This is a genomic window from Clostridioides mangenotii TR, from assembly GCF_000498755.1.
Classification (GTDB): domain Bacteria; phylum Bacillota; class Clostridia; order Peptostreptococcales; family Peptostreptococcaceae; genus Metaclostridioides; species Metaclostridioides mangenotii_A.
In genome coordinates, this window is record NZ_AXUS01000043.1 from 1 (window position 1) to 6,823 (window position 6,823).

Genomic DNA, 6,823 nt, shown 5'->3' on the forward strand with positions numbered 1-6,823 from the left:
TTCCAAGCCAGCTGTGAGGGTTCGATCCCCTTCACCCGCTCCAGAAAATCGTGGGATTATAGCTCAGCTGGGAGAGCACCTGCCTTACAAGCAGGGGGTCACAGGTTCGAGCCCTGTTAATCCCACCATTTGCGGCCTGGTAGTTCAGTTGGTTAGAATGCCAGCCTGTCACGCTGGAGGTCGAGGGTTCGAACCCTTCCAGGTCGCCAAACTAATTTTATTAACTAAATAATATAAATAGCATTTTAAATTTTTGTGCTGGTGTGGCTCAACGGTAGAGCAGCTGACTTGTAATCAGCAGGTTGTAGGTTCGATTCCTATCACCAGCTCCACAAAAACATGGAGGATTTCCCGAGTTGGCCAAAGGGGGCAGACTGTAAATCTGTTAGCTTCGCTTTCGGTGGTTCGAATCCACCATCCTCCACCAGAATAAATAAGATGCGGATGTGGCGGAATTGGCAGACGCACTAGACTTAGGATCTAGCGCCTTTGGCGTGGGGGTTCGACTCCCTTCATCCGGCACCATTTTATTTATTTCGCGGGAATAGTTCAGTGGTAGAGCGCGACCTTAGTCGATGTCGCGAGTTCGAATCTCGTTCCGCTCCATATCACAATGTGTGCATAGCTCAGCTGGATAGAGCAAYGCCCTTCTAAGGCRTGTGTCCGGGGTTCGAATCCCTGTGCGCTCACCAWWAAATAAATAGGGGATTCGCCAAGTCGGTAAGGCACAGCACTTTGACTGCTGCATGCGTAGGTTCRAGTCCTGCATCCCCTGCCAGTTAAATACGGAGAGGTGTCCGAGTGGTTTAAGGAGCTGGTCTTGAAAACCAGTGATGCTTAACGGCACCGTGGGTTCGAATCCCACCCTCTCCGCCAGAGCCCAAATAGCTCAGTCGGTAGAGCAGGGGATTGAAAATCCCCGTGTCGGTGGTTCGATTCCGCCTTTGGGCACCAGTGTGGCGGTATAGCTTAGTTGGCTAGAGCGTTCGGTTCATACCCGAAAGGTCACAGGTTCGACTCCTGTTACCGCTACCAATAAATGTGGACCATTAGCTCAGTTGGTTAGAGCGCCCGGCTCATAACCGGTAGGTCTGGGGTTCGAGTCCCTGATGGTCCACCACATTTWAGTTATTTCGAGTGTAGCGCAGTTGTAGCGCACATKKTTTGGACATGGKGGGTATAGCTCAGTTGGTTAGAGCGCCAGATTGTGGCTCTGGAGGCCGTGAGTTCGAATCTCATTATCCACCCCATAAAAAAACGAAGACATGGTCTATTAGCTCAGTCGGTAGAGCACCTGACTTTTAATCAGGGTGTCCCGCGTTCGAGTCGCGGATAGATCACCAAGAGGTGGCGACATAGCCAAGTGGTAAGGCAGTGGACTGCAACTCCTTGATCCTCAGTTCAAATCTGGGTGTCGCCTCCAATTTATTTATTCCAAGGTAGCTCAACGGTGGAGCACTCGGCTGTTAACCGATAGGCTGAGGGTTCGAGTCCCTCCCTTGGAGCCATAATAAACTTTAACAAATATCGCGGGGTGGAGCAGTTGGCAGCTCGTTGGGCTCATAACCCAAAGGTCGTAGGTTCGAGTCCTGCCCCCGCAACCATTAAAACAAAGGCCCGTTGGTCAAGCGGTCAAGACACCGCCCTTTCACGGCGGTAACAGGGGTTCGATTCCCCTACGGGTCACCAATTACATATGCGGGTGTAGCTCAATGGTAGAGTTCTGGCCTTCCAAGCCAGCTGTGAGGGTTCGATCCCCTTCACCCGCTCCAAAATCGTGGGATTATAGCTCAGCTGGGAGAGCACCTGCCTTACAAGCAGGGGGTCACAGGTTCGAGCCCTGTTAATCCCACCAATTTAACGCGGCCTGGTAGTTCAGTTGGTTAGAATGCCAGCCTGTCACGCTGGAGGTCGAGGGTTCGAACCCCTTCCAGGTCGCCAATTAAAATTATGCTAAGTTAATTTAAAAAGATTTATATGCTGGTGTGGCTCAACGGTAGAGCAGCTGACTTGTAATCAGCAGGTTGTAGGTTCAATTCCTATCACCAGCTCCAAAAATCGGAGGATTTCCYGAGTTGGYCAAARRGGGCAGACTGTAAATCTGTTGGCTTCGGTCTACGTTGGTTCGAATCCAACACTGTCCACCAAAATATAAAACAGACCCTGTAGGCCTCTCAAAGAAGCACACTTATAGGCCTTTATAAATGAATTGCGGTGTATGTCTGCGGACTGCACTTGAGGGAGTCGGATGCGTCTGGCTCTCTTTTTTTATGATTACATAGTTCCGAGTAGGAATTAATAGGGGGATAAAATGAATGAAATTACCAAAAGAAAACCAAATGAAACAGATTACGAATATAAAAGAAAATTATGCTTAGCAAAACTTAATAGAGAGATAGATTTAGATTGGTCTGAGATAAATGAACTAGTTGGATTGGAGCAATCTGCTGATCACACAAGAAAAGTATCCTACGGTATAGAAGAAGAGTATAACTATTGGATGGAAAAGATATCAGAAGGCCTATCTGATGAAATGAAAGATGAGTTAAATGAGAAGTTATTAGAGATAAAAATAGAAAGAATAAAGGCATCTGACGAGAAGAACTTAGCTAACAGAAAAATAAGAGCTTTAAGCAGAGCAGAGCACATTGTTGAATTATTAGAGGATTCAATTAAAAAACATTCAACAGAGAAATTCATATTAAGTAAAGAAAATGTAGATCTTGTTCCTACAGGAAAGCAAGGTCTTTTATTATGCTCAGATTGGCATATAGGTGCTGAATTTGACAATATGACAAATCAATTCGATGTTGCGATCTTGAAGAATCGTGTGAATGAATTAATTGATAGAACCATAGCTATAGGAAAAATGGAGTCAATAGAAAAATTACATATTGGAGCTATAGGTGATTTATGTAATGGGTTGATTAAAACAACTATAAGATTAGAGAATCGATTAGATATAACAGAACAAATTGCATTAGCAGCTGAGTTGATTTCTGAGATGGTATATAGATTTGCGAAAGAGTTTCCGGCAATATCTTTATCAATGACAAGTTCTAATCATGAGAGAATTTTTCAAGATAAAAAAGAGAATACGAACTCTGATACTTTTCATTTGTTAATGAAGGAAATGATTAAGTTAAGAACAAGGGGTATTGAGAATTTTGAAGTAATGAACAATGACTTAGATGAGAGTTTATCATTACTGGACATATGTGGGGAGAAAATTATTTTATCACATGGAGATAAAGATAATAAAAATGTTGTGTCGAGTAGATATGCTCAACTATTAGGCTTTGTACCTGATTTAATATGTCTTGGACATAGACATAGCGCATTAGCCGATTCAGATGGTAAGACACTAATAGAACAGTGTGGGAGCCTTATGGGTGGGAACCAATATGCGGTTGATTTAAGGCTATATAGCAACCTAGTCAAAAGATGCTTATATTCTCAAAAGAGTATGGATATGAAGGTGCAAAAATCATAAGATTTGTCGATAAAATGCACAAAAATATGAGATAAAACATGGATTTTATTTAATTAATAGATTTTTATAATTTATAGCTATGAGAAGATAAAATTCTTCTCCTTTATTATTTTTTGAGGTTTAAGTTAAATTTAACAGCATCATAAATTTTACTTAGCTCTCAAGTAGAGCTAAACAATCTCCCCCTTTTAACCACTAGGAATGTAGAGTTTCTAGTGGTTATTTTTAATGAGGTGATAGAATGGCAAAAATCACATGTATAAAGTGTGAAAAGGAAAAAAGAGAGAGAGATTTTTATCTTAGTAGGAGTGACTTATATAGTGTAAATAAAAAAATACCTATTTGTAGCAAGTGCCTAGGAGATAGATATGAAAAGGTATTAAGTATATATGGTGATTATATTCTAGCGTTACAGCATTGTTGTTATAACTTTGATATTTTCTTTGATCAAGAATTAGCAGAAGCATTAGATGAAAAATCAATAAATGAATATATAGATAAACTAAATAAGAATGCTAAATATAGAAAAAAAACGTCTTTAAATAATATGATAGAAAAAAAGAGCTTAATAGATCTTCAAGAAGAAGGTTCTGAGATATCAGAAAAAAATGTAAAACTAATAAGAAAATGGGGAGATGGATATACAGAAAATGAATATTTCATACTTGAAGAAAAAGAAAAAGAATACTTAGAGAACTATGAACATGATACTTTGGCTGAAAAAAAGATATTTAGAGAACTAAGTATGCTAGAAGTTGAGCGAGATAAAGCAAGAAAAGAAGGAAGTAGGCGAGAACTTAAAGATTTGTCAGAATTGCTTTCTAAAAAAATGGGAGATGCGAATATAAAGCCAAACCAACAGAAGATATTAGGTGAAGCTGATGATGATTTATTCAGTCTGAAGTTGAGGATATATGAAACTGAAGAACCAATCCCAGAGCCTTTAGCTGTATATGAAGATGTTGATGGATTTACAAGATATTTTAATAGATTCATAGTAAAGCCTTTCGCAAGAGCATTAGGGTTGGCTCAAGGTGAATATACGCTGGAAGAAGAAGATAAGAATATCATAATGGATGAAAAATTAATTGGTGAATTAGAAAAGGTTGACTCTAATGATAGCGACAAAACATAAAAGAAGGGAAGACCTTGATAAAAACCCTGCAAAAAATATTAAAAAAGGATTCGCATTATGGGCGGGTTTTTACCGTAAGAACCCACACAGATTTGTTTTAGATTATCTTGGAATATCACTTTATCCATTTCAACAGATGCTTATTTTTATGATGGATAACAATCGTGTTTTTACATTTTTAGCATCGAGAGGACTAGGTAAAAGTTACTTAACTGCAGTTTATTGTGTCACAAGATGTCTCCTTTATCCAGGGACAAAAGTAATTATATCATCAAAAACTAAGACACAAGCAAAAGGTATAATTGTAGAAAAATTAATGATGAACTAATGCCGAAATCTATAGCTTTACGGAAGGAAATAAAGGAAATAAACACTTCCCAAAACTCCCCAGGAGTTGAATTTTGGAATGGATCGACAATTAGAGTTGCCGTTCAAAGTGAGAATTCAAGATTCTTAAGATCACATATATTAATTCTCGATGAGTATTTTATTATGGATAAGGAAATTGTAGACAAGGTATTATTACCAACACAAATGGGTATGAGACATCCAGGATATAAAGACAAGCCTGAATATGAGCATATAGAAGAAGAAAATAAACAAATTTATTTAAGTTCTGCTGGTTATACTCATCAATGGGGATATGAGAAGTTTCGTTATGCTGTAAAGAAAATGTTGGAAGAAGATAATGGATTTGCATGTGCAATCCCATTTACATGTGCATTACACCATAGAATGACTACAAAACAGCAAATAAGAGATGAGATGGAGAAAGATGGGGCTACTCCAGCTTCATTTTTAATGGAGTATTGTGCTGTTTGTTACAATGAATCAGATACGGCATTCTTTAAATCTACTCAAATAAATCCATGTAGAATATTAGAGGATGTATTTATCCCACCCACTGATATAGAGTATACTTCTTGTAAAACACCTCAAGAAAGAGCTAAAAAGTATGGATTACCAAGATTAAAAGGTGAAAAGAGAATAATAGCCGCTGATATTGCGATAGCAAAAGGGAGCAGTAATGACAATTCAGTATTTACATTAATTAGAATGTTACCAGATGGAGATAAATTCAAGCGATATGTTGTACATATAGAGTCACACAATGGTTTAGAGTCAGAGAAACAGGCTATAAGAATCAAGCAATTATTCAATGATTTCGAAGCTGATTATATAATACTTGATACTCAAGGTGTTGGGAATACAGTATGGAGTTATATTCAAAAGTCCAATTATGATACTGAAAGAAACGAATGGTATGATGCTTATACTTGTTTTAATGAAGATAATACGGTAGATAAAGTAATGGCTAAAAATGCAATTAAAGTAGTTTATTCGATGAAAGCTTATGCAGATATAAACCATAAGATTGCTACGTCTTTAAGTGATGCCCTTACAACAAAAAGATTATTGTTACCTATTAATGAGATAGATGCAAGAGAAAAAATGACAGACAGCAAGAGGATGAAAACAAAAGACCTAGATGAAATTGCTGAAAAAGAAAGCAGAATGTTATTGCCTTTTGCTCAAACTAATGCACTTGTAAATGAATTGATCAACTTGGAGTGGCAATTACAGAATGGTAAGGTTAAAATATATGAAAAATCGGGATGCAGAAAAGATAGATATTCTAGCTTGGCTTATGGTAATTTTTTAGCGGATTTATTGGAAGACGAAGAATATAAGAACAAAAAAAGAGGGAACAATAAATTCCTTTTTTTAAATTAAAGTGTGGTGAAATAATAATTTATGGATGAAGATAATAAGAAGAATGATCAACTGTTGTTTTCTCAGGGTTTAAAAAATCTAAAATTTTCTAATGTAAACAATGTAGAAAAAATTTATAAATCTATATACAGACCTCGTAAAATGAGCAGAAAACAATTAAGAACAGCTATGAAAAATCCCCAAGAGAATGCAAACAAGCTTCAGGAAATTTCTGAAATATTGAAACACTCTAATGGGATGTTAAAAGAATTTATATTGTATAAATCAATGATATTAACATATGACCACTTCATTGTTCCTAAAGATATGAGCAAATATAAAGCTTATGAAGATATGTTTAATGAAGAATATAAAGCAGCCTTATATTTAGAAAAATTCAAAATAAAATTTAATGCTAAATGGATGGCTGAAAGAATCTTAAGTAATGGAGAGCTCTATATTTATAAAAGAGAAGACTCAGA

At 37.4% G+C, this 6,823-nt stretch carries 4 protein-coding genes, 22 tRNA genes and 1 pseudogene; all 27 read left to right on the forward strand.

Annotated elements, in window-relative coordinates; all coding sequences use genetic code 11:
- Positions 1–52 precede the first annotated feature (52 nt).
- Positions 53–128: transfer RNA gene (locus T473_RS0114700), tRNA-Val, on the forward strand.
- Positions 129–133: 5 nt separating this feature from the next.
- A tRNA-Asp gene (locus tag T473_RS0114705) sits at positions 134–209 on the forward strand.
- 48 nt (positions 210–257) lie between these two features.
- Positions 258–332 (forward strand) — tRNA-Thr (locus T473_RS0114710).
- Positions 333–341: 9 nt separating this feature from the next.
- Positions 342–427, forward strand: a tRNA-Tyr gene (locus T473_RS0114715).
- A 13-nt stretch (positions 428–440) separates the two neighbouring features.
- Positions 441–525: transfer RNA gene (locus T473_RS0114720), tRNA-Leu, on the forward strand.
- A gap of 90 nt (positions 526–615) precedes the next feature.
- Positions 616–692, forward strand: a tRNA-Arg gene (locus T473_RS0114730).
- Between the two features lie 10 nt (positions 693–702).
- A tRNA-Gln gene (locus tag T473_RS0114735) sits at positions 703–778 on the forward strand.
- Between the two features lie 9 nt (positions 779–787).
- Positions 788–876: transfer RNA gene (locus tag T473_RS0114740), tRNA-Ser, on the forward strand.
- 2 nt (positions 877–878) lie between these two features.
- Positions 879–954 (forward strand) — tRNA-Phe (locus T473_RS0114745).
- Between the two features lie 4 nt (positions 955–958).
- A tRNA-Met gene (locus T473_RS0114750) sits at positions 959–1,035 on the forward strand.
- Positions 1,036–1,043: 8 nt separating this feature from the next.
- Positions 1,044–1,120: transfer RNA gene (locus T473_RS0114755), tRNA-Ile, on the forward strand.
- Between the two features lie 53 nt (positions 1,121–1,173).
- A tRNA-His gene (locus T473_RS0114760) sits at positions 1,174–1,250 on the forward strand.
- A gap of 17 nt (positions 1,251–1,267) precedes the next feature.
- Positions 1,268–1,343: transfer RNA gene (locus T473_RS0114765), tRNA-Lys, on the forward strand.
- 6 nt (positions 1,344–1,349) lie between these two features.
- Positions 1,350–1,423 (forward strand) — tRNA-Cys (locus tag T473_RS0114770).
- A 10-nt stretch (positions 1,424–1,433) separates the two neighbouring features.
- Positions 1,434–1,508, forward strand: a tRNA-Asn gene (locus T473_RS0114775).
- Between the two features lie 20 nt (positions 1,509–1,528).
- A tRNA-Met gene (locus T473_RS0114780) sits at positions 1,529–1,604 on the forward strand.
- Between the two features lie 10 nt (positions 1,605–1,614).
- A tRNA-Glu gene (locus tag T473_RS0114785) sits at positions 1,615–1,689 on the forward strand.
- 9 nt (positions 1,690–1,698) lie between these two features.
- Positions 1,699–1,772: transfer RNA gene (locus T473_RS0114790), tRNA-Gly, on the forward strand.
- Between the two features lie 7 nt (positions 1,773–1,779).
- Positions 1,780–1,855 (forward strand) — tRNA-Val (locus tag T473_RS0114795).
- A 9-nt stretch (positions 1,856–1,864) separates the two neighbouring features.
- Positions 1,865–1,941, forward strand: a tRNA-Asp gene (locus T473_RS0114800).
- Between the two features lie 38 nt (positions 1,942–1,979).
- A tRNA-Thr gene (locus T473_RS0114805) sits at positions 1,980–2,054 on the forward strand.
- Positions 2,055–2,063: 9 nt separating this feature from the next.
- Positions 2,064–2,147, forward strand: a tRNA-Tyr gene (locus tag T473_RS0114810).
- A gap of 164 nt (positions 2,148–2,311) precedes the next feature.
- Positions 2,312–3,493 carry a hypothetical protein gene (locus tag T473_RS0114815; RefSeq protein ID WP_024622560.1) on the forward strand — a complete coding sequence of 394 codons (1,182 nt, stop codon included), beginning with the start codon at positions 2,312–2,314 and terminating at the stop codon, positions 3,491–3,493.
- A gap of 241 nt (positions 3,494–3,734) precedes the next feature.
- Entirely contained in the window at positions 3,735–4,628 is an 894-nt protein-coding gene (locus tag T473_RS0114820; protein ID WP_024622563.1) for a hypothetical protein, read from the forward strand.
- Positions 4,609–4,956: a hypothetical protein gene (locus T473_RS19310; protein WP_242825947.1), complete on the forward strand. Its 348-nt coding sequence runs from the start codon at positions 4,609–4,611 to the stop codon at positions 4,954–4,956. Before T473_RS0114820 ends, T473_RS19310 begins: the two co-directional genes overlap by 20 nt.
- A complete protein-coding gene (locus T473_RS16985; protein WP_242825948.1) occupies positions 4,956–6,362 on the forward strand; it encodes a phage terminase large subunit family protein in 1,407 nt (468 codons plus the stop codon). Before T473_RS19310 ends, T473_RS16985 begins: the two co-directional genes overlap by 1 nt.
- 21 nt (positions 6,363–6,383) lie before the next feature.
- Positions 6,384–6,823, forward strand: a pseudogene (locus T473_RS0114830) (hypothetical protein); the annotation flags it as partial.

Coding starts and splice junctions, on each gene's coding strand:
- T473_RS0114815 (WP_024622560.1), top strand. CDS start 2,312: ATGAATGAAATTACCAAAAGAAAACCAAATGAAACAGATTACGAATAT.
- T473_RS0114820 (WP_024622563.1), top strand. CDS start 3,735: ATGGCAAAAATCACATGTATAAAGTGTGAAAAGGAAAAAAGAGAGAGA.
- T473_RS19310 (WP_242825947.1), top strand. CDS start 4,609: ATGATAGCGACAAAACATAAAAGAAGGGAAGACCTTGATAAAAACCCT.
- T473_RS16985 (WP_242825948.1), top strand. CDS start 4,956: ATGCCGAAATCTATAGCTTTACGGAAGGAAATAAAGGAAATAAACACT.